At 71.2% G+C, this 23,564-nt stretch carries 26 protein-coding genes; 8 read left to right on the top strand and 18 right to left on the bottom strand.

Annotation, left to right across the window (positions count from 1 at the left end):
• Window positions 1–114 precede the first annotated feature (114 nt).
• From ACFY9E_RS31390 to ACFY9E_RS31400, 3 genes are all read right to left on the bottom strand, one after another.
• Window positions 115–801 carry an antibiotic biosynthesis monooxygenase gene (locus tag ACFY9E_RS31390; RefSeq protein ID WP_390989618.1) on the bottom strand — a complete coding sequence of 229 codons (687 nt, stop codon included), beginning with the start codon at window positions 799–801 and terminating at the stop codon, window positions 115–117.
• A gap of 194 nt (window positions 802–995) precedes the next feature.
• The gene (locus ACFY9E_RS31395; RefSeq protein WP_390989619.1) at window positions 996–1,361 is read right to left on the bottom strand and encodes a DUF3618 domain-containing protein; all 366 of its coding nucleotides are present in this window, start codon (window positions 1,359–1,361) and stop codon (window positions 996–998) included.
• Window positions 1,358–1,777 carry a phage holin family protein gene (locus ACFY9E_RS31400; protein ID WP_390989621.1) on the bottom strand — a complete coding sequence of 140 codons (420 nt, stop codon included), beginning with the start codon at window positions 1,775–1,777 and terminating at the stop codon, window positions 1,358–1,360. Before ACFY9E_RS31400 ends, ACFY9E_RS31395 begins: the two co-directional genes overlap by 4 nt.
• A gap of 224 nt (window positions 1,778–2,001) precedes the next feature.
• Here ACFY9E_RS31400 and dapA point away from each other — a divergent pair, with 224 nt between their 5' ends.
• Window positions 2,002–2,898, top strand: a complete 897-nt coding sequence (dapA, locus tag ACFY9E_RS31405) for a 4-hydroxy-tetrahydrodipicolinate synthase (RefSeq protein ID WP_390989622.1) — start codon at window positions 2,002–2,004, stop codon at window positions 2,896–2,898.
• Window positions 2,899–3,024: 126 nt separating this feature from the next.
• On the opposite strand, the gene ACFY9E_RS31410 is transcribed toward dapA, so the two are convergent.
• The 4 genes from ACFY9E_RS31410 to ACFY9E_RS31425 form a co-directional block, all read right to left on the bottom strand.
• The gene (locus ACFY9E_RS31410) at window positions 3,025–3,255 is read right to left on the bottom strand and encodes a hypothetical protein (protein ID WP_390989624.1); all 231 of its coding nucleotides are present in this window, start codon (window positions 3,253–3,255) and stop codon (window positions 3,025–3,027) included.
• A 114-nt stretch (window positions 3,256–3,369) separates the two neighbouring features.
• Window positions 3,370–4,359: a 2,3,4,5-tetrahydropyridine-2,6-dicarboxylate N-succinyltransferase gene (gene dapD / locus ACFY9E_RS31415; protein ID WP_161367357.1), complete on the bottom strand. Its 990-nt coding sequence runs from the start codon at window positions 4,357–4,359 to the stop codon at window positions 3,370–3,372.
• Window positions 4,360–4,788: 429 nt separating this feature from the next.
• On the bottom strand, window positions 4,789–5,325 hold the full coding sequence (locus ACFY9E_RS31420) for a TetR family transcriptional regulator (RefSeq protein WP_390989626.1): 537 nt from the start codon (window positions 5,323–5,325) through the stop codon (window positions 4,789–4,791).
• Complete coding sequence (locus ACFY9E_RS31425; protein WP_390989627.1) at window positions 5,325–5,645, bottom strand: SMR family transporter; 321 nt, start codon at window positions 5,643–5,645, stop codon at window positions 5,325–5,327. Before ACFY9E_RS31425 ends, ACFY9E_RS31420 begins: the two co-directional genes overlap by 1 nt.
• A 180-nt stretch (window positions 5,646–5,825) precedes the next feature.
• Here ACFY9E_RS31425 and ACFY9E_RS31430 point away from each other — a divergent pair, with 180 nt between their 5' ends.
• Window positions 5,826–6,665 carry an AbfB domain-containing protein gene (locus ACFY9E_RS31430; RefSeq protein WP_390989629.1) on the top strand — a complete coding sequence of 280 codons (840 nt, stop codon included), beginning with the start codon at window positions 5,826–5,828 and terminating at the stop codon, window positions 6,663–6,665.
• Between the two features lie 58 nt (window positions 6,666–6,723).
• On the opposite strand, the gene ACFY9E_RS31435 is transcribed toward ACFY9E_RS31430, so the two are convergent.
• From ACFY9E_RS31435 to ACFY9E_RS31470, 8 genes are read right to left on the bottom strand one after another with little or no spacing between them, the layout of a single operon-like run.
• Window positions 6,724–7,056 (bottom strand): metal-sulfur cluster assembly factor, encoded by a 333-nt coding sequence (locus ACFY9E_RS31435; RefSeq protein WP_102911749.1) that lies wholly within the window; start codon window positions 7,054–7,056, stop codon window positions 6,724–6,726.
• Entirely contained in the window at window positions 7,053–7,523 is a 471-nt protein-coding gene (sufU, locus tag ACFY9E_RS31440) for a Fe-S cluster assembly sulfur transfer protein SufU (protein ID WP_033310795.1), read from the bottom strand. The genes ACFY9E_RS31435 and sufU overlap by 4 nt, the downstream gene beginning before the upstream one ends.
• Before the next feature lie 15 nt (window positions 7,524–7,538).
• Complete coding sequence (locus ACFY9E_RS31445) at window positions 7,539–8,795, bottom strand: SufS family cysteine desulfurase (protein ID WP_390989632.1); 1,257 nt, start codon at window positions 8,793–8,795, stop codon at window positions 7,539–7,541.
• The gene (gene sufC / locus ACFY9E_RS31450; protein ID WP_390989633.1) at window positions 8,792–9,577 is read right to left on the bottom strand and encodes a Fe-S cluster assembly ATPase SufC; all 786 of its coding nucleotides are present in this window, start codon (window positions 9,575–9,577) and stop codon (window positions 8,792–8,794) included. Before sufC ends, ACFY9E_RS31445 begins: the two co-directional genes overlap by 4 nt.
• Before the next feature lie 7 nt (window positions 9,578–9,584).
• On the bottom strand, window positions 9,585–9,902 hold the full coding sequence (locus ACFY9E_RS31455) for a Rieske 2Fe-2S domain-containing protein (RefSeq protein ID WP_390989635.1): 318 nt from the start codon (window positions 9,900–9,902) through the stop codon (window positions 9,585–9,587).
• Entirely contained in the window at window positions 9,899–11,083 is a 1,185-nt protein-coding gene (sufD, locus tag ACFY9E_RS31460; RefSeq protein WP_390989637.1) for a Fe-S cluster assembly protein SufD, read from the bottom strand. The genes ACFY9E_RS31455 and sufD overlap by 4 nt, the downstream gene beginning before the upstream one ends.
• Window positions 11,084–11,137: 54 nt before the next feature.
• Window positions 11,138–12,559 (bottom strand): Fe-S cluster assembly protein SufB, encoded by a 1,422-nt coding sequence (sufB, locus tag ACFY9E_RS31465; protein ID WP_062926168.1) that lies wholly within the window; start codon window positions 12,557–12,559, stop codon window positions 11,138–11,140.
• Window positions 12,556–13,278, bottom strand: a complete 723-nt coding sequence (locus ACFY9E_RS31470) for an ArsR family transcriptional regulator (RefSeq protein ID WP_390989639.1) — start codon at window positions 13,276–13,278, stop codon at window positions 12,556–12,558. Before ACFY9E_RS31470 ends, sufB begins: the two co-directional genes overlap by 4 nt.
• Window positions 13,279–13,438: 160 nt before the next feature.
• On the opposite strand from ACFY9E_RS31470, the gene ACFY9E_RS31475 reads away from it, so the two are divergent.
• The 6 genes from ACFY9E_RS31475 to ACFY9E_RS31500 are packed head-to-tail and all read left to right on the top strand — an operon-like array spanning window position 13,439 to window position 20,542.
• Complete coding sequence (locus ACFY9E_RS31475; protein WP_390989641.1) at window positions 13,439–14,233, top strand: AAC(3) family N-acetyltransferase; 795 nt, start codon at window positions 13,439–13,441, stop codon at window positions 14,231–14,233.
• A gap of 49 nt (window positions 14,234–14,282) precedes the next feature.
• Window positions 14,283–15,206, top strand: coding sequence for an ATP-binding cassette domain-containing protein (locus ACFY9E_RS31480; RefSeq protein WP_390989643.1), 924 nt, complete (start codon window positions 14,283–14,285; stop codon window positions 15,204–15,206).
• Window positions 15,207–15,223: 17 nt separating this feature from the next.
• Entirely contained in the window at window positions 15,224–15,979 is a 756-nt protein-coding gene (locus ACFY9E_RS31485) for an ABC transporter permease (RefSeq protein ID WP_390990247.1), read from the top strand.
• Between the two features lie 42 nt (window positions 15,980–16,021).
• Window positions 16,022–16,546 carry a hypothetical protein gene (locus tag ACFY9E_RS31490; RefSeq protein ID WP_390989644.1) on the top strand — a complete coding sequence of 175 codons (525 nt, stop codon included), beginning with the start codon at window positions 16,022–16,024 and terminating at the stop codon, window positions 16,544–16,546.
• 51 nt (window positions 16,547–16,597) lie between these two features.
• The gene (fxsT, locus tag ACFY9E_RS31495) at window positions 16,598–19,474 is read left to right on the top strand and encodes an FxSxx-COOH system tetratricopeptide repeat protein (protein ID WP_390989646.1); all 2,877 of its coding nucleotides are present in this window, start codon (window positions 16,598–16,600) and stop codon (window positions 19,472–19,474) included.
• Window positions 19,475–19,534: 60 nt separating this feature from the next.
• The gene (locus ACFY9E_RS31500) at window positions 19,535–20,542 is read left to right on the top strand and encodes a COX15/CtaA family protein (RefSeq protein ID WP_390989648.1); all 1,008 of its coding nucleotides are present in this window, start codon (window positions 19,535–19,537) and stop codon (window positions 20,540–20,542) included.
• Between the two features lie 26 nt (window positions 20,543–20,568).
• Here ACFY9E_RS31500 and ACFY9E_RS31505 read toward each other — a convergent pair whose 3' ends face one another.
• The 3 genes from ACFY9E_RS31505 to ACFY9E_RS31515 all read right to left on the bottom strand — a co-directional run bounded on the left by ACFY9E_RS31505 (window position 20,569) and on the right by ACFY9E_RS31515 (window position 23,190).
• Window positions 20,569–21,675, bottom strand: a complete 1,107-nt coding sequence (locus ACFY9E_RS31505; RefSeq protein ID WP_390989649.1) for an amidohydrolase family protein — start codon at window positions 21,673–21,675, stop codon at window positions 20,569–20,571.
• 186 nt (window positions 21,676–21,861) lie between these two features.
• Window positions 21,862–22,194 carry a hypothetical protein gene (locus ACFY9E_RS31510; protein ID WP_390989650.1) on the bottom strand — a complete coding sequence of 111 codons (333 nt, stop codon included), beginning with the start codon at window positions 22,192–22,194 and terminating at the stop codon, window positions 21,862–21,864.
• A gap of 66 nt (window positions 22,195–22,260) precedes the next feature.
• Complete coding sequence (locus tag ACFY9E_RS31515) at window positions 22,261–23,190, bottom strand: heme o synthase (RefSeq protein ID WP_390990250.1); 930 nt, start codon at window positions 23,188–23,190, stop codon at window positions 22,261–22,263.
• Window positions 23,191–23,564: the final 374 nt, after the last annotated feature.

Consider the following 23,564-nt stretch of genomic DNA (forward strand, 5'->3'; position numbering starts at 1 on the left):
GTCCCCACCCCCCCCCCCCCCGCCCCCCCCCCCCCCCGGGCCGGCCCCCCCCCCCCCCCCCGGGGGGGGGGGGGCGGGCGGCCCGGGGGGCCCGCCCGCCCCCCCACATGCCGATCAGTCCGGCACCAGCCCCAGAGCGTGCTCGTACCGGCTGCCGGCGCTCCCCTTCACTCCCGGGTGCGCCCGCACCCGTTCCCATATTTCGCTCGTCGGGGCGGTCAGCGCCCGGTCATAGGCCTCGGCGCTCTCCCACTCCGCGTAGTTCAGTACGTGCCCGCCGTCCGTGCCGAGGTGGAAGTGCGCGGAGACCAGCCCGGCGTGCCCCTCCGGGTCGCCGTCCAGGGCCTTCAGCACGAGGTCGACCCACTCCTCGCGGCGTCCCTCCGCCCCGCCCTCGAAGTCGACCCGTACGGTCACGATCAGGCCCGGCGCCCGTGTGTCCCCGGCAGCGCGCTCACGGCTCCGGTAGCGCCGGTACCGCCCGAGTCCTACCCGCTCGATCCCCGGCACGGCGGTGTCGATCTCGTCGACGCGTTCCTGCCGGTGCACCTTGACGAAAGACTCGTAGGCCTGTTCGCCGGTCCACTGCGAGTAGTGCATCAGGGTGGACCCGTCGTCCCCCACGTACACGTGATACGCCAGCAGATCCCCGGCCGGCCAGGGCCGCCGCTCCCAGGTGCGTCCGATGGCCTCCACGGTCTGCCACTGCCGCTCGGGGGTGCCCACCCGCCAGGTGCTGAAGAAGGGAGCACCGGCACGCGGGTCGGTGAGGTCGGGGTGCTGCTCGGTTCGACGGCTCATGAACACTCCAGTCGTAGCGCCGGTCACGAACACACCCCACCTTTCAACCTCGACCAAACTTGAGGTCAAGGGGGTCCCGTGCACGGCGACTTACCGGAGCGGGCGGATCCGACCCAGCGGCGCGCAGGCGCGGCAACCCGCACGCCGACGACCGAAACCCGCACCACGAAAGGGCACCCCGCGGAGTGCTCCATTCAGCGGTGCCCGTGCGTATGCCTCCACCGCAACACGCCGACGGCCACGACGGCCCCTGCCGCCCCGGCCACCAGCACCGGTCCCGGGTTCCGCATCCCTGCCTGGACCACGGTCCGCACGGGGCGAGGCCCGGCGTGCGTCGCCTTGTCGTGCACCGTGTGCCCCGCCTGCGCGGCCGTGCTGCGCAACTGCACCGTCATCGCCCCGGCCTTGTCCCGCAGATCGGCCGCCCGCGCCAGCGCACGCCCCTTCACGTCCGCCTTCCCCGCCAGCTCCTCCACCGTGTTGCCGAGTTCACCGCGCGTCCGCTCGATCTGCCGCCGCAGCTCATCGGGCCCCTTCGCCCCACTCGTCGCGTCCGTCATCGATGCGCCCTCTCCTTGATCTCCTCCACGTCCGCCCTGACACTGCCGAGAGCCTTCTCGGGCGTGGGCGGTGCGGCCTTCCGCAGCTGCCCCCGCCCCATCGCCGCCAGCACCCCCGCGATCACGAACAGCACCGCCGTCACGATCAGCGCCGCGGCCCAGACGGGCAGCACCAGCGAGAGCGCGGCGACACCCGTACCGGCCAGTGCGAGCAGCCCGGCGTACCCGACGGCGCCCGCCGCCCCGAGCAGCCCGCCGCCACGCCCGGCTCGCCGCCCCTTCTCGGCCAGCTCCTGCTTGGCGAGAGCCACTTCCTGCCGTACGAGTGTGGAGAGCTGCTCTGCGGCCTGCCCGACGAGCTCGCCCACGGAGTGGCGCTCGTCGTGCACGGCCCGGTGATCCATGGTCCCGGTCACGTGTTCCGCCTCCTCTCGAAGTCAGGAACACCCGGGTACCCGGACCGCCCGCCCGCTACCCCCGCGCCTCCCCCGAGGCCCCCAGGCCTGCGACCGCGCGACCCCGGCAAGGACTGCGAGCACACCGGCCCGCCGACCCTCGCTCGGACACCTAAACAAAACTTACAGATACCCGTAAGAAAAATTAAGTGGAGCTACACAATTGGCGCGCCGACACTACCCCCATGACCCCACCACCCGCACCCGTCTTCCGCCGCGCGCTGTGCGCCATGATCACTCCCTTCACGCCCTCCGGAACCCTGGACCTCGACGGCGCCCAGCACCTCGCCGCCCACCTGGTGGCCAACGGCTGCGACGGCCTGGTCCTCTCCGGCACGACCGGCGAGTCACCCACCACCACGGACGCCGAGAAGTCGGCCCTCGTCGCTGCCGTGAGAGAGGCGGTGGGCAACCGCGCGAAGGTCGTCGCCGGCATCGGCACGCCCGACACCCGGCACACCGTCGAACTGGCCAGGGAGGCGCAAAAGGCGGGCGCGGACGGCCTCTTGGTGGTGGCGCCGTATTACAGCAGGCCCCCACAGGACGCGATCGAGGCCCACTTCCGGGAGATCGCGGACGCCTGTGAACTCCCGCTCATGCTCTACGACATCCCGGCCCGCACCGGCGTCCGCATCGAACCGGAGACCGTCCTCCGCCTCGCCGGACATCCCAGGATCGTCGCGGTGAAGGACTGCTCGTCCGACTTCCTGGGCGCCCAGAAGGTACTGGCCCGCACGGACCTGGCGTACTACGCGGGGTGCGACGAACACAACCTCGCGTTGTACGCCGTCGGCGGCACGGGTTACGTCAGCACGGTCGCGAACGTGATCCCGGCCCGTCTCCGGGCCGTCCTGGACGCGTTCGACGCGGGCGACACGGCCCGGGCGGCCCGCCTCCAGCACGAGGCGACGCCCCTCATCGAGGCGATCATGGCGGCGGGCCTGCCGGGCACCGTCACGGCCAAGGCACTGCTGAACGCCCTGGCCCTCCCCGCCGGCCCGGTCCGCGCCCCGCTCCGGCCCGCCGGCCCGGCCACGACCGACACCCTGCTGTCGCTCCACGCGGCCCTCACCGGGACCTGATCACCGCACCACGAACCTTGAAGCGCGCGGCACGGGAACGGACGGCGCTCCGGACGAGACGGGACGGCCCGTGCCGCAGTCGCCTGCGTCACGGGCCGTCCCGTCTGCTCTTTCTGTTCTGTCTGTTCAGTTCCAGGCGTACCCGTCGCCGAACAGCAGCGTGTGCTCCAGGACGTCCTCCGCCGGGTCGTCGATCTGGCCGACGTTGACGTTGATCAGACCGACCCGGTGGCCGTTGTGCGAGCCCGTGTTGGTCTCGTCGGCGTGCGCGGCCCCCGCGGGCAGCCAGCACACCGCCAGCGCCGCGACCACCCCGGCCAGCCGGCGTGCCACGGCCCGCCCCCGATCGTTCCTCATGCCCCGGTCCTCATTTCGTCGGTTCGGCGTCTGATCGGACACTGCGTCCACCCGTTCATCTGCCGAAACCACCGCGAGGTCACGCCGGGTCATCCGTACGGGACGGCCCGGAGGTCAGTTGTGGCTGTGCAGGATCTCGTTCAGGCCGCCCCACACCGCGTTGTTCGGCCGGGCCTCGACCGTGCCGGTGACCGAGTTGCGGCGGAAGAGGATGTTGGAGGCGCCGGACAGCTCGCGGGCCTTGATGATCTGGCCGTCGGGCATCGTGACGCGGGTGCCGGCGGTGACGTACAGGCCGGCCTCGACGACGCACTCGTCGCCGAGGGCGATGCCCACGCCCGCCTCGGCTCCGATGAGGCAGCGCTCGCCGACGGAGATGATGACGTTGCCGCCGCCGGAGAGGGTGCCCATCGTGGAGGCGCCGCCGCCGATGTCCGAGCCGTCGCCGATCACGACACCGGCGGAGATGCGGCCCTCGACCATCGAGGTGCCGAGTGTGCCGGCGTTGAAGTTGACGAAGCCCTCGTGCATGACCGTGGTGCCCTCGGCGAGGTGCGCGCCGAGGCGGACCCGGTCGGCGTCGGCGATCCGCACGCCCTTGGGGGCCACGTAGTCCGTCATGCGCGGGAACTTGTCCACGGAGGTCACCTGGAGGTGCAGGCCCTCGGCGCGCGCGTTCAGCCGGACCTTCTCGAGGTCGTCGACGGCGACCGGGCCGAGCGAGGTCCAGGCGACGTTGGCGAGGAAGCCGAAGATGCCGTCCAGGCTCTGGCCGTGCGGCTTGACCAGGCGGTGGGAGAGGAGGTGCAGACGCAGGTAGGCGTCGTGCGCGTCGATCGGCTTCTCGTCGAGCGAGGCGATGACCGTGCGGACCGCGACCACCTCGACGCCCCGGCGGGCGTCCGGGCCGATCGCCGCGGTGGCGCCACCGCCGAGCAGCTCCGCGGCCCGCTCGGCGGAGAGCCGCTCGGTGCCGGACGGGCCGGGCTGGTCGGCCAGCTCGGGCGCGGGGAACCAGGTGTCCAGAACGGTGCCGTCGGCGGCGATCGTGGCGAGGCCGGCGGCCACGGCGCCGGTGGTGCGAGGAGCAGTCGTGTCGGTCATGAGGGCAACCTAACCGGCCGGGGCGCGTCGGGGCTAACTCGGGCGCGGGGCGTCTCAGGGTGCGAGCCACCAGGCCGGGGTGCGCACGGAACGGCGGAGCCCCGCCCTGCTCGGCCGAGGCCCCGGCGCACCTCTGCGCGCCACATCGGCGAGGACGACGCCCTCGGCGACAAGCCGGTCGACCGGGCCCTGCGGAAACGGCTCGGCGGCCGCCCGTGCTCCCCTCGTGGCGGGGGCGACCACCACCGTCGGCCTCACCTTGTCGCCGCCGGGCCGGGGTCAGGACCGCTGTCCGGCCCCGTCCACCACCGTCCTGGCCAGGTACGCGTTGCCGCCGACCACCACCCCGTCGCGGCGCTGCTCGCCGAAGAGTTCACGGCGGGTCCGGCAGGTCGCAGGACCGTGGTACCGGTCCGCCGCGACGTCACCTCACGGGATCACCCGGCGCAGCACCTCGCGCGCGTACGCCTCGTCGTACGGTGCCTCCGTGAGCAGCACCTGCAGGCAGATCCCGTCGAGCAGCGCGACCAGGGCCCGGGCCGTCACCGGGTCGGTACGCCGGGACAGCAGTTCGGCGAGACCCTCGGCCCACTCGGCGGCGACCGGGCGCAGGGCGGGCCGGCGCAGGGCGGCCAGGTAGAGCTCGTACTCCAGCTCCACCCCCGTACGGTCGCCCGCGAGCCACTCCCCCATCCACGCGGCGAGTTCGGCGGCCAGATCGGTACGGGGGTCCTCCAGGCCGCCCCGCGAGGCGACCACCTTGGCGAAGCCCTCGTTGGCCTGCCGCAGCGCGGCGACGAGCAGTTCGTCGAGGGTCGAGAAGTGGTACGTCGTCGAGCCGAGCGGCACGTCCGCCTCGGCGGCGACCGTGCGATGGCTCAGCCCGGCGATGCCCTTGTCCCCCACCACCCGGATCGCCGCGTCGATGATCCTTTGCCGCCGCTCGGGGTCGTGTCGCCGGGGCATCAGTGGGCACCGCCCAGGTTCAGCACCACGACCCCCAGGATGATCAGCGCGATCCCGGCGGCCTTGGCGACGGTCATCCCCTCCCCGAGGTAGACCATGCCGATCGCGGCGATGGCGGCGGTGCCGACCCCGGCCCAGATCGCGTAGGCCGTGCCGACCGAGACGGTCTTCAGCGTCTGCGCGAGGAGCCCGAAGGAGACGAGGTAGCCGAGGACCGTCAGCAGTGACGGCCCGAGCCTGCTGAAGCCGTCGCTGTACTTCATGGCAGTGGTCGCGCCCACCTCGGCGGCGATGGCCCCGGCCAGCAGCAGATAACCCATGTGTACGAGCGTACACATCATGTGTACACCCGTACACAGCACGGTCCTGGATATCGGTGAGAAACCGCTCTCACAAAACGCGTCCCAGCCGCCCCACGTGTCCACTACGGTGTCACCGATCACACACCGGGCCACCACAACTGCGCCGCCGTCAAGGGTGCCCCGCCGGAGGAACAGCGCATGTCAGAACAGAAGTCCCGGCCGCCGCAGGACCGCCCCTGGGAGAGCGGCTGGGGCCCGGACACCACCCGGGCACCGGGGACCCGACGACTCTGGCTGGCGGGCGCGCTGGCCCTGGCGACGATCACCGCGTGCGCCACGGCCATCACCGTGATGAACAGCGAGTCGGGCGAGCCGGAACACCGGGCGGCGGAGCCGACCACCCTGAGCGGTTCGGCCCCGGGCGGCCTGATCTCCTTCGCGACGCCTTCCAAGGGCGGCACCCATGAGGCCGGGGCGGGCCGCGTCCACTCGTCCCCCAGCCCCACCCCCACCACCAGCGCATCCAGCGCCGCCCCGAGCCCGGAGCCCGCGAAGAAGTCGCCGAAGCCGCCGAAACCGTCCTCCGGCTCGTCGAAGCCCCCGAAGACGCCGGCCTCGCACGGCACATCCATACGCTCGGTCAACTTCCCCGACCGCTATTGGCGGGTGCGCGACGGCTACGTGCGCCTGGACCGGATCGGCTCAGGCCCCGAGCAGCGCGAGGACGCCACCTTCCAGCGTGTCACCGGCCTCGCCGACTCCTCCTGCTACTCCTTCACCACCGCCGACGGCCGTTATCTGCGCCACCGCAGCTTCGTCCTGGTCGCGAACACGAACGACGGCTCGTCCCTCTTCCGCCAGGACGCCACGTTCTGCCCCCGCTCCTGGTCCCCGTCGGGCGCGCTCGCGCTGGAATCGGTCAACTACCCGGGCCGTTTCCTGCGCCACCGTGATTTCCAGCTCCGCCTGGACCCCTACGAGAACAGCCACCAGTACCGCTCGGACGTGTCGTTCCGGATGGTGGCCGGGCTGAGCTGACACACACAGGAGGGCGGCACCCCGCAAAGGGTGCCGCCCTCCTGTGTGTCCGTGGATCTCAGACGTTGAACCCGAGAGCCCGCAGCTGCTCGCGCCCGTCGTCCGTGATCTTGTCGGGGCCCCACGGCGGCATCCAGACCCAGTTGATGCGCAGCTCGTTCACGAGGCCGTCCGTGGCGGACTTCGCCTGGTCCTCGATGACGTCCGTCAGCGGGCAGGCCGCCGACGTCAGGGTCATGTCGAGCGTCGCGATGTTCGCGTCGTCGATGTGGATGCCGTAGATCAGGCCCAGGTTGACGACGTCGATGCCCAGCTCGGGGTCGACGACGTCGTACAGCGCCTCGCGGACCTCTTCCTCCGAGGCCGGCTTCATCTCAACGGTCTCGCTCATGCCGTCGTCTCCTTCTCGGCGTCGGCTCCGCCCAGCACCTGGGCCGTAGCGTCCTTCCAGGCCATCCAGCTCAGCAGGGCGCACTTCACCCGGGCCGGGTACTTGGACACCCCGGCGAACGCGACCGCGTCCTCCAGGATGTCCTCCATCGCGTCGTCGGGTTCGAGCTTCCCCTTGGACTGCATCAGCTCCAGGAAGGTCTCCTGGATCTTCCGCGCGTCGGAGAGGTCCTTGCCGACGAGGAGGTCGTTCAGTACGGACGCGCTCGCCTGGCTGATCGAACAGCCCTGGCCCTCGTACGAGACGTCCTCGATCGTGGTGCCGTCGTACTTCACGCGCAGTGTGATCTCGTCACCGCACGTCGGGTTGACGTGGTGCACCTCGGCGTCGCCATCCCGCAAGCCCCGCCCGTGCGGGTTCTTGTAGTGGTCCAGGATGACTTCCTGGTACATGGAGTCCAGTTTCACCGTTCAGCACGCCCCTCAGCCGAAGAAGTTCCGTACGTGCTCCAGGCCGTCGACCAGTGCGTCGATCTCGGCCGGCGTGGAGTACAGATAGAACGACGCTCGCGTGGTCGCAGGAATTCCGTACCGCAGGCAGACCGGCCGGGCGCAGTGGTGTCCGACCCGGACCGCGATGCCCTGCTCGTCGAGGACCTGGCCCACGTCGTGCGGGTGGATGTCCCCGAGGGTGAAGCTGATCGCCGCGCCCCGCTCCTCGGCCGTGGTGGGGCCGATGATGCGCAGGTCGGGCACCTCCAGCAGCCGCTTGACCGCGTACTCGGTGAGGGCGTGCTCGTGGGCGAGGATCTTGTCCATGCCGATCGAGTTGAGGTAGTCGATCGCCGCGCCGAGTCCGACCGCCTGGGCGATCGGGGGTGTGCCCGCCTCGAACTTGTGGGGCGCCGGGGCGTAGGTCGAGGAGTGCATCGACACCGTCTCGATCATCTCGCCGCCGCCGAGGAACGGGGGCAGGTCCTCCAGCAGCTCCTGGCGGCCCCAGAGGACGCCGATGCCGGTCGGGGCGCACATCTTGTGGCCGGTGAAGGCCACGAAGTCGGCCTGGAGGGCCTGGACGTCCAGCGGCATGTGCGGCGCGGCCTGGGAGGCGTCGATGCACACCAGCGCACCGACCTCCTGGGCGCGGCGCACGATCGCCTCGACGGGGTTCTGGGTGCCGAGGATGTTGGAGACCAGCACGAAGGAGACGATCTTCGTCTTCTCGGTGATGACCTCCTCGATGTTCGACAGGTCCAGGCGGCCGTCGTCGGTGAGGCCGAACCACTTCAGCTTCGCGCCCGTGCGCTGCGCGAGCAGCTGCCACGGCACGATGTTGGAGTGGTGCTCCATCTCCGTGATGACGATCTCGGTCTCGGAGTCCACGCGGTAGGGCTCGTCGGCCCAGCCCAGCATGTTCGCCACGAGGTTGAGCGACTCCGAGGCGTTCTTGGTGAAGATCACCTCGTCGCGCGAAGGCGCGTTGATGAACTCCGCGACCTTGTCGCGCGCGCCCTCGTACAGCGCCGTGGCCTCCTCGGCGAGCACATGCACACCGCGGTGGACGTTGGCGTTGTAGCGCTCGTAGTACTCGCTCAGGGCGTCCAGCACCTGGCGCGGCTTCTGGCTGGTCGCCGCGTTGTCCAGGTACACGAGCTTCCGGCCTTCGTGGACCTGGCGGTCCAGGATGGGGAAGTCCTTGCGGATCGCCTCGGTGTCGAGGAGGCCCGGCAGCAGTGTCACGCGGATACGCCACCCTTCGTGTCGACTCCGTCGAGCTTCGCATAGCCCTCGTAGCCCTCGTTCTCCAGCTTGTCGGCGAGCTCGGCGCCGCCGGACTCGACGATCCGGCCGGCGGAGAACACGTGGACGAAGTCGGGCTTGATGTAGCGCAGGATGCGCGTGTAGTGGGTGATCAGCAGGGTGCCGACCTCGCCCGTCTCGCGGACGCGGTTCACGCCCTCCGACACGACGCGCAGGGCGTCGACGTCGAGGCCGGAGTCGGTCTCGTCGAGGATCGCCATCTTCGGCTTGAGGAGCTCCAGCTGGAGGATCTCGTGGCGCTTCTTCTCACCGCCGGAGAAGCCCTCGTTGACGTTGCGCTCGGCGAAGGCGGGGTCCATGTTGAGGCGCTCCATGGCCTCCTTGACCTCCTTCACCCAGGTGCGCAGCTTGGGGGCCTCGCCGCGGACGGCGGTGGCGGAGGTGCGCAGGAAGTTCGACACGGAGACACCCGGGACCTCGACCGGGTACTGCATGGCGAGGAACAGGCCCGCGCGGGCGCGCTCGTCGACGGACATCTCCAGGACGTCCTCGCCGTCGAGGGTGACGGTGCCGCCGGTGATCGTGTACTTCGGGTGACCCGCGAGGGAGTAGGCGAGGGTCGACTTGCCGGAGCCGTTGGGGCCCATGATGGCGTGCGTCTCGCCCTGCTTCACGGTGAGGTCGACGCCCTTGAGGATCTCCTTCGTGGCGTTGTCGGCCTCGACGGTGACGTGCAGGTCTCGGATTTCAAGCGTTGCCATGGATGCCTCAGGACTCCTGGGTGAGGGAGACGAGCACGTCGTCCCCATCGATCTTTACGGGGTATACGGGGACGGGGCGCGTCGCCGGGAGGGCGTCGGGCTTGCCGGAGCGCAGATCGAAGCGCGAGCCGTGCAGCCAGCACTCGATGTGGCAGTCGTCGACCTCGCCCTCCGACAGGGAGACGTTCGCGTGCGAGCAGATGTCGTGGATCGCGAACACCTCGCCCTCGGTCTGCACGATGGACACGGGCGTGCCGTCGAGTTCCACCCGCTTGGGGGTGTCCTCCTCCAGCTCGCCCCGTCCACAGACGCGTACGAAGGTCATGCGACGGCCGCCTCCAGCTCCTCCTCGATCCGGGCGAGCAGGCGCTCCTCGATGTCGGGGAGGCCGATCTGCTGGACCAGCTCGGCGAAGAATCCGCGGACCACCAAGCGGCGGGCCTCGTACTCCGGGATGCCGCGCGCCATGAGGTAGAAGAGCTGCTCGTCGTCGAAGCGGCCGGTCGCCGAGGCGTGGCCGGCGCCGACGATCTCGCCGGTCTCGATCTCCAGGTTCGGTACGGAGTCCACGCGCGCCCCGTCCGTGAGGACCAGGTTGCGGTTCATCTCGTACGTGTCCGTGCCCTCGGCCGCGGCCTCGATGAGCACGTCACCGATCCACACCGCGTGCGCGTCGTCGCCCTGGAGGGCGCCCTTGTAGACGACGTTGGACTTGCAGTGCGGGACGTTGTGGTCGACCAGGAGGCGGTGCTCCTGGTGCTGGCCCCGGTCGGTGAAGTACAGGCCGAACAGCTCGGCCTCACCGCCGGGCCCGGCGTACCGCACGCGCGGGTGCAGCCGGACGACGTCGCCGCCGAAGGTGACGACGACGGACTTGAAGGAGGCGTCGCGGCCGACGAGCGCGTTGTGCTGGGCGACGTGGACGGCCTTGTCGTCCCAGTCCTGGACGCACACGACGGTGAGCTTGGCGCCGTCGCCCAGGAGGTAGTCGACGTTGGCGGCGAGCACCGCGTCACCGGTGTGGTCGATGACCACGACGGCCTCGGCGAAGGCGCCCAGTTCGATCACCTGGTGGCCGAAGGCCGTGCCGCCCTCGCCGTGCACCGCGATGCGGATGGGCTCGGTGAGGACGGTCTCCTTGGGGACGGTCACGACCGAGGCCTTCTCGAAGGCCGAGTAGGCCTGGGCGGCGACGCGGTCCACCGGGGCGCCGGCCTTGCCGAGCCGCGCGTCGTCGCGGCCGACGGCCTCGACGGTGACGCCCTCGGGGGCCTGGACGTCGACCTTCACGCCGTTGCCGGTGGCGACGGCGGTGCCGTCGTGCAGGCCGCGCAGGCGCTCCAGCGGGGTGAAGCGCCACTCCTCCTCGCGGCCGTGCGGGACGGGGAAGTCCGCCACGTCGAAGGACGGCGGCGCGCTCATGCGCGTGGCGACGGTCGACTCCGCGGCGACCGCGATCGAACCCGCGGTCGTCGACCCCACGGGGATGTTCTGGGCCTCAGCCATGGCTGTCGTAGTGCTCTCTTTCCTGAGTGGGACGTCTGCTGTCGAGGGGGCGGGTCAGCCGACCGCGCCCTCCATCTGCAGCTCGATCAGCCGGTTGAGCTCCAGCGCGTACTCCATGGGGAGCTCCTTGGCGATGGGCTCGACGAAGCCGCGCACGATCATCGCCATCGCCTCGAACTCGCTCAGCCCCCGGCTCATCAAGTAGAAGAGCTGGTCCTCGGAGACCTTGGAGACGGTCGCCTCGTGCCCCATGGACACGTCGTCCTCGCGGACGTCCACGTAGGGGTAGGTGTCGGAGCGGGAGATGGTGTCGACGAGCAGCGCGTCGCACAGGACGTTGGACTTCGAGCCGTGGGCACCCTCGCCGATCTCGACGAGACCGCGGTAGGAGGTGCGGCCGCCGCCGCGCGCCACGGACTTCGACACGATGTTCGACGACGTGTTCGGCGCCATGTGGACCATCTTGGAGCCCGCGTCCTGGTGCTGGCCCTCGCCCGCGAAGGCGATGGACAGCGTCTCACCCTTGGCGTGCTCGCCCATGAGGTAGACGGCCGGGTACTTCATCGTCACCTTGGAGCCGATGTTGCCGTCGATCCACTCCATGGTCGCGCCCTCGTAGGCGACGGCGCGCTTGGTGACCAGGTTGTAGACGTTGTTCGACCAGTTCTGGATGGTCGTGTAGCGGCAGCGGGCGTTCTTCTTGACGATGATCTCGACGACCGCGGAGTGCAGCGAGTCCGACTTGTAGATCGGGGCGGTGCAGCCCTCGACGTAGTGCACGTAGGCACCTTCGTCGACGATGATCAGGGTCCGCTCGAACTGGCCCATGTTCTCCGTGTTGATGCGGAAGTAGGCCTGGAGCGGAATCTCCACGTGCACGCCCGGCGGCACGTAGATGAAGGAGCCGCCCGACCACACGGCGGAGTTCAGCGACGCGAACTTGTTGTCGCCGACGGGGATGACGGTCCCGAAGTACTCCTTGAAGAGCTCCGGGTGCTCCTTCAGCGCGGTGTCGGTGTCGAGGAAGATGACGCCCTGCTCCTCCAGGTCCTCGCGGATCTGGTGGTAGACGACCTCCGACTCGTACTGCGCGGCGACACCGGCGACGAGGCGCTGCTTCTCCGCCTCGGGGATGCCGAGCTTGTCGTACGTGTTCTTGATGTCCTCGGGCAGGTCCTCCCAGGACTCCGCCTGCTTCTCCGTGGAGCGCACGAAGTACTTGATGTTGTCGAAGTCGATGCCGGAGAGGTCCGAGCCCCAGTTCGGCATGGGCTTCTTCTCGAACAGGCGCAGGCCCTTGAGGCGGAGCTTGGTCATCCACTCCGGCTCGTTCTTCTTGGAGGAGATGTCCCGGACGACGTCCTCGTTGATGCCGCGCTTGGCAGAGGCGCCGGCCGTGTCGGAGTCGGCCCAGCCGTACTCGTACTTGCCCAGGCCCTCGAGCTCGGGGTGGGCAGTCTCCGTGGGGAGAGTCATGCGGGGTTCCTCCCGGCCGTGCTTGCAGATGCGTTGTGGGAAATCTTGGGGATGAACGTCGTGCAGACGCCGTCGCCGTGCGCGATGGTGGCGAGCCGCTGAACGTGCGTACCGAGCAGCTCCGCGAAAAATTCCGTCTCCGCCTCGCACAGCTGCGGGAACTGCTCGGCGACGTGGGCGACCGGGCAGTGGTGCTGGCAGAGCTGTTCACCCAGCTGGGGGTGGGGCGCACTGCGCGCCGTAGCAGCGTACCCGTCGGTGCTCAGGGCCTTGGCCAGCGCTTCGGTCCGCTTCTCGGGCGGGGCGGTCTCGACCGCGCGGCGGTAGGCGCCCGCCTGCGCGGCGATCCTGGCGCGGGCGAAGGCCGCGATCGCCTCGTTGCCGCCCTCGCGGTCGGCGATCCAGCGCAGGGCGTCCGCCGCGAGCTTGTCGTACGACTGGTCGAAGGCGTCCCGGCCGCAGTCCGTCAGGGCGAACACCTTGGCCGGCCTGCCTCGGGTGCGCGCGCCGTACACCCGCTGCTCGCGTGCCTCCACGACACCGTCACCCGCGAGGGCGTCGAGGTGCCGGCGCACGGCCGCCTGGGTGAGGCCCAGCCGCTCGGCGAGCTCGGCGACGGTCGAGGGGCCGTGGTCCAGGATGGACCGCGCGACGCGGTTGCGGGTGGACCGCTCCCCGGTCGCCAGCTCCTCGTGAGGTGCCTCGCCGACGTTTTTCACAACGCCATTGTTGCGTAATTCCTCCGGACCGGGCAAGCCGCCCGCGTCCATCCGACGGTGCCCTACGTCACTTAGGCATACCTAATCTGACCTGCGGAAACGATCTCTGATCGATCAAACCGGTGGCATGGGGCAGCCGCTTCGGGGACACTCCGGAACCATGCCCACACCCCCTCCGACCGGCCCTCTTGTCACCCGCGAGACGCTCCGGACGCAGCTCGGCGACCTCGGCGTACGCCCCGGCGAGACCCTCCTCGTGCACTCCTCCCTCAGCGCCCTCGGCTGGGTCAACGGCGGCCCCGTAGCGGTGGTACAAGGACTGCTCGACGCCCTCGGCCCGGAGGGCACCCTCGTGGTCCCCACCCAGACCGGCGACCTCTCCGACCCGGCCCTGTGGAGCAACCCGCCCGTGCCCCCGCAGTGGTGGACGGCCATCCGCGCCACCATGCCCGCCTACGACCCGCGGATCACGCCCGCCCGCGGGGTCGGCGTCCTCCCGGAGACTGTGCGCACGTGGCCCGGCGCGCTGCGCAGCGCGCATCCGCAGACCTCGTTCGCGGCGCTCGGCCCGCGCGCGGCGGACATCCTCGACGGGCATGCGCCCGACTGCCGTCTCGGCGAGCGCAGCCCGCTGGCGAAGCTGGAGGCGATGGGCGCCCGCGTGCTGCTGCTCGGCGCCGGCTACGCCTCCTGCACGAGCTTCCACCTGGCCGAGTACCGGATACCCTCCCCGCGCGTCGCGGTGGGCCGACCGGGTCCGGACGGCTGGGAGACCGTGACCGAGGTGTCGATCAGCTCGGACCGTTTCGACGAGCTGGGCTACGACTTCGAACGGGACCGTCCCGTCGTCCGCGGCAAGGTGGGCGCGGCCGAGGCGCGGCTGTTCCCGGTGGCGGACGCGGTCGCCTTCGCCGAGCGGTGGCTGGCGGTCCACCGGCCGCGTGAGGAGGAGTAGCCGCACCCCGTGGTCCGGGCCACCGCGCGCGTACCTAGACTCTGGACCCATGCGAAGTGAGCCCGTGGTCCAGGTCCAGGCCCTGGTGAAGCGGTACGGCCCGAAGACCGCGGTGGACGGGCTCGACCTGGTGGCCCGGGCGGGTGTGACCGCCGTGCTCGGCCCCAACGGGGCGGGCAAGACGACCACGGTCGAGACCTGCGAGGGGTACCGGAAGCCGGACTCCGGCACGGTGCGCGTCCTGGGTCTCGACCCGGTCGCGGACTCCGCCGGCCTGCGGCCCCGCATCGGCGTGATGCTCCAGTCCGGCGGCGTCTACTCGGGCTCCCGCGCCGACGAGATGCTCCGGCACGTGGCGAAGCTGCACGCGCACCCCCTGGACGTGGACGCGCTGATCGAGCGACTGGGGCTCGGCTCCTGCGGCCGTACGACGTACCGGCGGCTGTCGGGCGGTCAGCAGCAGCGGCTGGCGCTGGCCATGGCCGTGGTCGGGCGACCCGAACTGGTCTTCCTCGACGAGCCGACCGCCGGACTCGATCCGCAGGCCCGCCGCGCCACCTGGGACCTGGTCCGGGATCTGCGCGCCGACGGCGTCTCGGTGATCCTCACCACCCACTACATGGACGAGGCCGAGCAGCTCGCCGACGACGTCGCGATCATCGACGCGGGCCGGGTCATCGCCCAGGGCTCCCCGGAGGAGCTGTGCCGGGGCGGCGCGGAGAACACGCTGCGCTTCTCGGGCCGGCCCGGCCTGGACGTGGGCTCGCTGCTGAAGGCCCTGCCCGCCGACTGCTCGGCCGCCGAGCTGACACCGGGTTCCTACCGGGTCGTCGGCAAGGTCGACCCCCAGTTGCTCGCGACGGTCACCTCCTGGTGCGCCCAGCACGGCGTGATGCCGGAGAAGATCTCGGTCGAACGGCACACCCTGGAGGACGTCTTCCTGGAGCTCACCGGCAAGGAGTTGCGCTCGTGACCGCCACCGGCACGGGGATGTACACGCCGAAGCCCGGCGCGGCGCCCCTCCACCGCATGATCGCGGCCCAGGCCGCGCTCGAGACCAAGATGCTGCTGCGCAACGGGGAGCAGCTGCTGCTGACGGTGGTGATCCCGACCCTGCTGCTGGCGCTGTTCAGCACCGTGGACATCGTCGACACCGGCGCCGGCGAGGCGGTCGACTTCCTCGCACCCGGCATCCTCGCGCTCGCCGTGATGTCGACGGCGTTCACCGGCCAGGCCATCGCGACCGGCTTCGAGCGCCGCTACGGCGTGCTGAAGCGGCTGGCCTCCTCGCCCCTGCCCCGCTGGGGCCTGATGACGGCGAAGACCCTGTCCGTCCTGGTCACCGAGGTGCTCCAGGTGATCCTGCTGACGGCGATCGCCTTCGCGCTCGGCTGGTCGCCGCAGGGCAACCCGGTCGCCGTCGTGCTGCTCCTGGTCCTCGGCACGGCGGCCTTCTCGGGCCTGGGCCTGCTGATGGCCGGGACGCTGAAGGCCGAGGCGACGCTGGCGGCGGCCAACCTGGTGTTCCTGCTGCTGCTCGTCGGCGGCGGCGTCATCGTGCCGCTCGACAAGTTCCCCTCCGGCGTGCAGGACGTGCTCGGCCTGCTGCCGATCTCGGCCTTGTCCGACGGACTCCGGGACGTGCTCCAGCACGGCGCCGGGATGCCCTGGGGCAACCTGGGGATCCTGGCCGTCTGGGCGGTCGTGGGGCTGGCGGCGGCCGGGAAGTTCTTCCGCTGGGAGTGAGCGGAGTCGGCGAACGGCGCTGACGTACGGAGGGGGAAGGGCATGGCATCGCGCGCGGTCTCCTGGCCGGCCTTCAGGCGGTTGTTCGCCCCCGGACAGGGCGGCATCCGGGTGGCCCTCGACTGGCCGCGGCTGGCCGCGCTGCACCAGGCCGATGCCGCACGCGTCGTCCGTGAGGACGTCACCCTGGACCGGCTGCCGCCGCCACGCGCCTACTACGCCCCCTGGTACGCGGACCCGGCCGGCCGGCCCACCGACTACCGGGCCCTCGACGCCCGCCCGCTGAACAGCGCGGAGCTGGCCGTGACCGGCCGGGGCCTGACCGAGGAGCAGCGCCTGCGGGTCGGCCGGTTCGAACAGGCCCTCGCCGGACGTCCGCTGCCGCTCTGTCTTCCCACCCTCGACCTCGGCGAGGAACGGCGGCTGGTGCTCGACGGGAATCACCGCCTCATCGCGTTGCTGCGCCTGGTAGCGGCGGGCTCGGCCGCCGTGGTTCGCGAGTTCCGGGTGTCGGCTCCGCTCGATCCCGATCTGCTTCCCGACCTTCGGCACTGGGTGGCGCACTGACCGGAATCCGGGACAATCCCCCTGTGCAGTCGGGACGTTGAGGGGAGCGCCATGGGGGAGACGGGCACGGCCGGGGATCCGTCGCGGAGCCGGTTGTGGCGGCGGGGGTGGCCGTGGCTGATCGGTCTTCCGGCCGCACTGGGCAGCTACGCGACCGCGCTCGCCACCCTTCCCGGAGAAGAGTGGTGGCGTTATCCGGCGGCCGCCGCCTCCGCCGTTGCGGCGGCCGGTGCCATCGTGTTCACCCTGCCCCGGGACGACGCGCGGCAGGCGCCGCGTCCGCCAGCCACCAACGCCGCACCGCGCCCCCGCGTGGTGGTGCGCGCCGCGGCCGGTGACACGACCTGGGCGGCCTGGCTGACGGATGTCCTGGAGCGCTCGGGACGTCAGGCGGTGTGGGAGCAGTGGGACGAGCGGCCGCCTGGTCCGCGCCAGGCCGCGCTGATCATAGTGATCGTCTCCGCCGCCACCGCCGCCTGGCCGACGCTGCTCGCGCCGTCCGGTCCGCACCTGTATGTACAGGTGGAGGAGTGTGCCGTCCCGGACGGCTCGGCGGAGGAAAGCCTGCTCAGTCTCGTCGGACTCCCTCGGGAGGCCGTCGCGGGCCGCCTACTGGACCGCCTTGACGCGCTCGCTCCGGCCGACGGGCCGGCGGACCGTCCGGAGCTGCCGCCGTGCCCCGGCCTCGACTCGGCCGTCACCAACCTGCCGCCCCGCAACGTGCTGTTCACCAGCCGCGCCGACGTCATGGACCACATCGGCGCCCTGTTTCTCGGGCCGCACCCGCTGACCGCGCCGCGCTCCTGCGCCGTGGTGGGTGTCGGCGGCATCGGCAAGACGCAGGTGGCAGTCGAGTACGGACACCGCTACGCCTCGCACTATGACGTCATCTGGTGGATCAGGGCGGAATCGCGAGTGCAGGTCATCGACGCGCTGACGCTGCTCGCCCGCCGCCTCGGCGTGCCCGTGGACGAAGATCCCGGCGTGACCCTCGGCGCCCTGTGGCGGGCGCTGGGTGCTCGCAGTCGCTGGCTGTTGGTGTTCGACAACGCCGTGGACGCCGCCGACCTGGACGCCTGCTGGCCGCCTCTCACCAACGGGGACGTCCTGCTCACTTCGTACGTGCGCACCTGGCACGGGGGCCGCATCACGGACGTCCTCGCTCTGGACGTGTTCGACGAGGCGGACGCCGTCGCGTTCCTGCGCAGACGCAGCAACGACCACCGGACTCCCGCGGCCACCGTCAGGACCGTCGCCCGCGCGCTCGGCCGCCTCCCCCTCGTACTGGAACAGGCCGCCGCCTACACGCAGGAGAGCGGCACCACCCTCGCCGAGTTCGAACGGGTGCTGCACCGGCAGCCCTCCGCGGCGCCCCTGCTGTCGCAGGAGTCCTGGTACCGGCCCGAGATGACGGCGACCTGGGGCATGTCCCTGGAGCGGGCGTGCGAGCAGCAGCCGGACGCCCGCTCGCTCGCGCTGCTGCTCGCTTTCCTCGCCGCCGACCGCATTCCGCGCGCGCTGCTGTCGGAGCAGCACGCCGGTGCCCTGCCGCCGCCTCTGGGCGAGCGGCTGAGCGGCGGCCTCACGGTCAACGCACTGCTGCGCCCCCTGTTGTCCTTCTCGCTGGTCCGGGCCGACGACCACGGTGACCTGGGCGTCTCCCGGCAGGTCCAGGACTATCTGCGCTCCACCCTGGACCCGGCCGGGCACCGGCGTTACGCAGACGCGGCCGTTCTGCTGGTGGAGTCCGCCTTCCCCGCCGATCCCACCGACCCGGAGAGCAGGCCCGAGTGTGCCCGGCTGCTCCCTCATGTGCTGTCGGCGGTGCGGCACGGCAGCGGCCCGAGCGGTACCGGCGAGTCCGCCGCACTCGGCCGCCTGTTGCACCGCGCGGGCAACTACCTGCACGTGCGCGGCGACTACGGCCACGCTGTGGAGCTGCTGCGCCAGTCCCTGGAGGCCCATGAGGCGGTGAGGAACGGCGACCGCGCCCGCCTCGCCGACGTGATGACCGCACTCGGCCGTACGCAGTACGCGCTCGCCGCCCTGGGAGACGCACACCACTCCGCCGAGCGGGCCGTGCGGCTGCTCACCGACGTCTACGGCCCGGGCCATCCGCGGGTGGTCCGGCCGCTGCTGTTGCTGAGCCGTATCCAGCGGGAGCAGGGCCGGTTCGGGCAGGCCCTGGAGACCGCCCACCGGGCTCTGGAGGTGACCGTCCTCGCGCACGGCGAGGAGCACCCCGACACTGCCGACTGCCTGATGGTCCTGGGCGACGCTCAGCGGCGCCGCGGGGACCTCGACGCGGCACGGGACTGCTACCGCCGCGCCCTCACGGTTCGGGAGGGCACCGAGGGCACGCGCCCCATCGACCTTGCCACCGCCCACAAGCATCTGGCGCTCATCGCCCTCGACCAGGACGAGCCGAGCAGGGCCCATGACCGGCTGGTGCAAGCCCGCGCCCTGCTCACCGCCGCGCATGACGAGACGCACCCGGCCGTCGCCGACGTGGACAACCATCTCGGGGAGACGCTGCGACGACTCGACCGCCTCGGCGAGGCGCACACGGCGCTTCGGCACGCCCTCGCGGTTCGCGGCCCGCTCGGCGACCACCCGGACGTCGTCGGCACGCTGATCCGGCTGGGCCGGCTGCACCGCGACTCGGGTGCGCTGGAGGAGTCGTGCGAGAGTCTCGTCGAGGCCCGCCGGATGGCGGCCGCCGCAATGGGCGTGGAGCACCCGTACGTAGCCGACGCCGAGTGCGACCTGGCGGAGACCCTGGTGGCGCAGGGCGATCGGGAGCGGGGCGTCGAGATGCTCGGTGCCGCCGTGGCGTGCTATGAGCGGGCGTATGGTCCCGGGCACCCGCTCACCGCCGCGGCGCGGGAACGGCTGGACGCCCTGACGGTTCCCCCCAGCGGGCGCTGACCAGGTGAAACGGTACGTTGACGACCCCACGTGAATTCGTGCACAAGCATGACCCCTACGATGGTGCGCGTGCCAAAGCTGACCCGCGCCGACTCCCGAGCGGTGGTGCGCAACCCGCTCGCCTTCATCGCCGAGCGCTGGACCCCGGAACCCCGGACGGTCCGGCGCGCGGCGCTCTCCGCGCTCCTGATGTCGGTGATCATCGTCGTCACCGGCGGCGCCGTACGGCTGACGGGCTCGGGCCTGGGCTGCCCGACCTGGCCCAAGTGCACCGCCGACTCGCTCACAGCCACCAGCGCGATGGGCTTCCACGGTGCCATCGAGTTCGGCAACCGCATGCTGACGTACGTGCTGTGCGCCGCCGTCGGCTGGGCGATCATCGCCGCGCGCTCGCAGAAGCCGTACCGGCGCGGCCTGGTCCGGCTGGGCTGGGCACAGTTCTGGATCGTGATGAGCAACGCGGTGCTCGGCGGCATCGTGGTGCTGGTCGGTCTCAACCCGTACACGGTCGCGGCCCACTTCGTGGCGACGTCCGCGCTCATCGCGGTGGCCACGGTGATGTGGCAGCGCACCCGGGAGGGCGACGCGGCCCCGCGCCCGCTGGTCGGCAAGGCCGTGCAGCAGCTGGTGTGGTTCCTGATCGCGGCGGCCGTCCTGCTCATCCTGGTCGGCACGGTCGTCACCGGCGCGGGCCCGCACGCGGGGGACTCCAGCGAGGTCGAACGGATGCCGGTCGACTGGGAGACGGTGAGCAAGCTGCACGCCGTGCTGGCGTGGATCGTGGTGACGCTGACGTTCGCCCTGTGGTTCGTCCTCAAGGCGGTCGACGCGCCGAGGCACCCGCTGAACCGCACCCGTGAGCTGTTCCTGATCCTGCTCGCGCAGGGCGTCATCGGCTACGTCCAGTACTTCACGGACCTGCCCGAGGTCCTGGTGGGCCTGCACATGCTCGGCTCGGCCGTGATGTGGATCTGGGTGCTGCGGGTGGTGCTGTCGCTGCGCGAACGGCCGGAGCCGACGGCCGACGTGCCCGGCCCGGCCGCCGAGGCGAGCCTGACGAAGGCCTAGCCTGGCAAGGCCCGGTCCGCCAAGGCCTAGTCGAGCCCGTAGACCCGCCGCGCGTTTGCCGACGCCAGCAGGCCCGCCACCCGCTGGGCGTCGGCCAGGGACCACGCCCCCTCGGCGACCCAGGTTCCGAGCACCCGCCCCAGGGCCTCGCGGAACAGCCGGGCGCCCACCACGTGCAGTTCGGGCAGCCCCTGCGCGCCGGTGGAGAACAGGATCTTGCCGAAGGGGGCCAGCTCCAGGATCTCCGCGAGGACGGTCGAGGCCCGGGCGCCCGTGCGGACCAGGGCGGCGCCGCAGTCGACGTGGACGTGCGGGAAGACACCGGCGAGATGGGCGGCGTGGCGGTGGTACGGGTAGCCGTGCAGCAGGACGAGGTCCGTGCCCAGGCCGGCCGTGGCCCGCACGAAGTCCGTCAGCAGCACCGGGTCCGTACGGTCGATCCGCAGACCGGGGGCGCCCAGCCCCGCGTGCAGCTGGAGCGGCAGCCCCGAGGCGACCGCGCTCCACAGCAGATGCCGGAGCAGTACCGGGTCGCTCAGCTCCCCGCCCACGCCGCGCCCGGCGAGCCAGCGGCCGGCCGCCCCGCGCACCTCCCCCGGGCCGGGCGGCTCCGGTGCGAGCGCGAGGCCGTGCCGTACGCCCGCGACCGAGGTGAAGGCGACGGCGTCGGCGGCGGCCGCGTGCACCGACTCGGCGAGGTTGGCGAGGAAGGACTCGACGGTGCCGGAGGTGTCGGCGACCTGCTCGGCGAGGAGTTCCAGGCGCACGATCTCGCGGGCCTCGGCGGCTCCCGCGGAGGCCAGCTCGCCCGGTTCCGTCAGGTCGCCGGGAAGCCCCGTGTCGACCAGGTACGTGGTGATGCCGCTGCCGCGCAGGAGCCGGCGGCCGGACTCCAGGACGCCCAGTTCACGGCGCCGGGCCAGATAGCGGGCGGGCGTGCAGTGGGGTTCCAGGCCGAGCAGGGGTGGGCACCAGCGCCTGACGGCGAAGCCGGTCTGGGTGTCGAAGAGGGTGGTGCCGGGGGCGGGTGGGCCCTCGCTGCGGCTGAGGTGGGCCTCGAAGGTGCCGAGGCCCAGCTCTGTGCGCAGCACTCCGTGGCAGTACTGGTCCACTAGGGACGGCGTTTCGATCATCCGGGCCTCCCGGTGTGGACCCTGTTGTTCCAGAGGTCTTAACGGGTGAACCGGGTTCAGGTCGCGGTCGCGACGGGGGGTGCGGGTGTTCTGGCGGCCACGGGTTGTCGGTGGCTGATCGCGCCCGTGCGGCGGAGCCGCACATCGACACAGCCCCGCGCCCCCAGACACAAGAAGGCCGGTTGCTCAGCCGTTCTTGGGGCCGCCGACCTGGATTCCCGCCATGCGCGACCACTCGTAGCGGCCCGTCTTGACCTTGGCGGCGAATTCGCCGTCGAAGGACTCGTGGGCCGTGATGCCCGACTTCTCCACGGCCTTCTCGGCGATCTCGTACGAGGGGGCGACCAGGTCGCCCCAGTTGCCGTCCTCGCCGACCAGGACGATGCGGGCGCCGCGCTCGCCGAGGTAGGCGACCTGGCCCTCGGCGCCGCCGTGGGCCTTGGAGAAGGAGGAGATCTGCTTGGCCAGCCGGGCCACCTTGCGCTCGGCCTTCGGGTCAACCTGCTGCGTGTCTGCCATGGCCAGGATGCTACTCACGAGTAGATCGACTGGCGAGGCCAGGGGCCTGTGACGTACGTCAGGGTGTCAGTGGGTCAGGGCGGGAACGAACGGGTCGACCGCGACGGCCACGAACAGCAGCGACACGTACGTGATCGACCAGTGGAACAGGCGCATCTCCTTCAGCTTCGCGCCCGTCACCTCCGCCTTCGCGCGGTTCTGCAGGCCGTGCGCCTCCCAGAGCCAGAAGCCGCCCGCCAGCAGCGCCACCGACGTGTAGAACCAGCCGGTGTAGCCGAGCGGGGTCAGCAGCAGCGAGACGGCGACCATGACCCAGCTGTAGATCACGATCTGCTTGGCGACCACCTTGTTGGAGGCGACCACCGGCAACATCGGCACGCCCACGCGTGCGTAGTCCTCCCTCACCTTCATGGACAGCGGCCAGTAGTGCGGCGGCGTCCAGAAGAACATGACGAGGAAGAGGATGACCGGCGCCCACGACATCGAGTTCGTGACCGAGGACCAGCCGATCAGCACCGGCAGGCAGCCCGCGATGCCGCCCCACACGATGTTCTGCGAGGTACGGCGCTTGAGGATCATCGTGTAGACGACGACGTAGAAGAGGAGCGCGCCGAGGGCGAGCCAGGCGCTCAGCCAGTTCACCGTGAGACCGAACAGCAGCGTCGAGGCGACGGCCAGCGTGATGCCGAAGACCAGGCACTCGCGCGGACTGACCATGCCGGTCACCAGCGGGCGCTGCGAGGTGCGGTCCATGAGCGCGTCGATGTCGCGGTCGATGTACATGTTGAGCGCGTTGGCGCCGCCCGCGGACATGTATCCGCCCAGGCACGTCAGCAGCACCAGGGTCAGGTCGGGCACGCCCTGCTGCGCCAGGAACATCACCGGCACCGTGGTGATCAGCAGCAACTCGATGATCCGCGGCTTGGTGAGAGCCACGAACGCCTTGACACGGGCCCCGAACGGCCGGTGGGCCGGGCTCTGGTCCGCCCCGATCATCCCCGCTGGACGGGATTCAACGGCCGTCACGCACACCCCTACAGAGACATCCCAGCAAGCCTCACCCTGTGAAGTCCCGGTAAAGGCTCGCGCGTACCACGCCACTTTAGACGTTGCCCAGACTCGGACATTCGCGGGGGTCCACTCGTGTTGGCGGGCACCTTCCGAAGGGCGCGCCGAAGCTCGATTGAGCACCCGGATGAGCGGCTCCGTATTCACCTGTCGAATGCGGTACGGCCCAGTCAGGAGGCGGACCGGGATCAGTCCCGGCACTCTGGAGTGACCCGCAAAAACGCACGTCCGACGGGGGTAGGCTCGACTGCGGCCGGTGGGCGCCCCGATACACCGGCATCCGACATGTGGAGAGGAGCCCT

The organism is Streptomyces sp. NPDC012466, assembly GCF_042955215.1.
Taxonomy (GTDB): domain Bacteria; phylum Actinomycetota; class Actinomycetes; order Streptomycetales; family Streptomycetaceae; genus Streptomyces.

Excerpts from the sequence above, each read along its gene's own strand:
- ACFY9E_RS31390 (WP_390989618.1), bottom strand. The coding sequence starts at position 801 with ATGAGCCGTCGAACCGAGCAGCACCCCGACCTCACCGACCCGCGTGCC.
- ACFY9E_RS31395 (WP_390989619.1), bottom strand. The coding sequence starts at position 1,361 with ATGACGGACGCGACGAGTGGGGCGAAGGGGCCCGATGAGCTGCGGCGG.
- dapA (WP_390989622.1), top strand. The coding sequence starts at position 2,002 with ATGACCCCACCACCCGCACCCGTCTTCCGCCGCGCGCTGTGCGCCATG.
- ACFY9E_RS31410 (WP_390989624.1), bottom strand. The coding sequence starts at position 3,255 with ATGAGGAACGATCGGGGGCGGGCCGTGGCACGCCGGCTGGCCGGGGTG.
- dapD (WP_161367357.1), bottom strand. The coding sequence starts at position 4,359 with ATGACCGACACGACTGCTCCTCGCACCACCGGCGCCGTGGCCGCCGGC.
- ACFY9E_RS31420 (WP_390989626.1), bottom strand. The coding sequence starts at position 5,325 with ATGCCCCGGCGACACGACCCCGAGCGGCGGCAAAGGATCATCGACGCG.
- ACFY9E_RS31425 (WP_390989627.1), bottom strand. The coding sequence starts at position 5,645 with ATGGGTTATCTGCTGCTGGCCGGGGCCATCGCCGCCGAGGTGGGCGCG.
- ACFY9E_RS31430 (WP_390989629.1), top strand. The coding sequence starts at position 5,826 with ATGTCAGAACAGAAGTCCCGGCCGCCGCAGGACCGCCCCTGGGAGAGC.
- ACFY9E_RS31435 (WP_102911749.1), bottom strand. The coding sequence starts at position 7,056 with ATGAGCGAGACCGTTGAGATGAAGCCGGCCTCGGAGGAAGAGGTCCGC.
- sufC (WP_390989633.1), bottom strand. The coding sequence starts at position 9,577 with ATGGCAACGCTTGAAATCCGAGACCTGCACGTCACCGTCGAGGCCGAC.
- ACFY9E_RS31455 (WP_390989635.1), bottom strand. The coding sequence starts at position 9,902 with ATGACCTTCGTACGCGTCTGTGGACGGGGCGAGCTGGAGGAGGACACC.
- sufD (WP_390989637.1), bottom strand. The coding sequence starts at position 11,083 with ATGGCTGAGGCCCAGAACATCCCCGTGGGGTCGACGACCGCGGGTTCG.
- sufB (WP_062926168.1), bottom strand. The coding sequence starts at position 12,559 with ATGACTCTCCCCACGGAGACTGCCCACCCCGAGCTCGAGGGCCTGGGC.
- ACFY9E_RS31475 (WP_390989641.1), top strand. The coding sequence starts at position 13,439 with ATGCCCACACCCCCTCCGACCGGCCCTCTTGTCACCCGCGAGACGCTC.
- ACFY9E_RS31480 (WP_390989643.1), top strand. The coding sequence starts at position 14,283 with ATGCGAAGTGAGCCCGTGGTCCAGGTCCAGGCCCTGGTGAAGCGGTAC.
- ACFY9E_RS31485 (WP_390990247.1), top strand. The coding sequence starts at position 15,224 with ATGTACACGCCGAAGCCCGGCGCGGCGCCCCTCCACCGCATGATCGCG.
- ACFY9E_RS31490 (WP_390989644.1), top strand. The coding sequence starts at position 16,022 with ATGGCATCGCGCGCGGTCTCCTGGCCGGCCTTCAGGCGGTTGTTCGCC.
- fxsT (WP_390989646.1), top strand. The coding sequence starts at position 16,598 with ATGGGGGAGACGGGCACGGCCGGGGATCCGTCGCGGAGCCGGTTGTGG.
- ACFY9E_RS31500 (WP_390989648.1), top strand. The coding sequence starts at position 19,535 with ATGGTGCGCGTGCCAAAGCTGACCCGCGCCGACTCCCGAGCGGTGGTG.
- ACFY9E_RS31505 (WP_390989649.1), bottom strand. The coding sequence starts at position 21,675 with ATGATCGAAACGCCGTCCCTAGTGGACCAGTACTGCCACGGAGTGCTG.
- ACFY9E_RS31510 (WP_390989650.1), bottom strand. The coding sequence starts at position 22,194 with ATGGCAGACACGCAGCAGGTTGACCCGAAGGCCGAGCGCAAGGTGGCC.
- ACFY9E_RS31515 (WP_390990250.1), bottom strand. The coding sequence starts at position 23,190 with ATGATCGGGGCGGACCAGAGCCCGGCCCACCGGCCGTTCGGGGCCCGT.